This window comes from Corallococcus praedator (assembly GCF_003612125.1).
In the GTDB taxonomy this organism is placed as follows: domain Bacteria; phylum Myxococcota; class Myxococcia; order Myxococcales; family Myxococcaceae; genus Corallococcus; species Corallococcus praedator.
Genome location: NZ_RAWI01000845.1, coordinates 1 through 579 on the forward strand (window position 1 = coordinate 1; position 579 = coordinate 579).

The window sequence follows — 579 nt, forward strand, 5'->3', positions numbered from 1 at the left end:
GCGACAGCCACCGCTTGGCTGCGGCATTCTCACAATCTTGCTTGTCATGCCCATCCTGCGGCACGATAAAATCAGGCACTAGGGGAATCACCTGAGCGGCTTCCGGAGCGACCATGACCGGAGTGATCACACTATGGAAGTAGTGCGTTTCCCCGGATTTCTGGGTGCGCGTCGAACAGTGCGGGCAGTGGATTTGGCTGGAACTGAAATATTCGGTGCCATCCATCGCGACTAACAGCGTGTCCGCAAACGAGCGAAAGCCCCTCAACTGCCCGTGCTGTTCTAAACACCTGCAAGATTTCCTCGAATACAGCAAACACTTGCTTGGGTTTCACCGAGTCGAGTAAATCCCGGATGTGGTTATCGCTAGGAATCCGGTGGACGCCGAATAGACTCTGGGCATTAGACCTGTTGGGAAATAGCGAGCAAAATCGTTGGGATGCTTACGCAGACTGGGTTTCATGGATTTCACACAAAAATCGCTGAAACGATTGCTAATCGAGGGGTTCAGGGATTTTTGGGCTTATTACCCAACAACTCTATTACTTCGCCCTTTGCTACCTGCCATCAGGCGTTGGT

1 pseudogene is annotated in these 579 nt (G+C 52.2%); it reads right to left on the reverse strand.

The features are described from left to right. Window positions 1-443: pseudogene (locus D7Y13_RS42085) on the reverse strand (ISNCY-like element ISAtsp9 family transposase); the annotation flags it as partial. Between the last annotated feature and the right edge of the window lie 136 nt (window positions 444-579).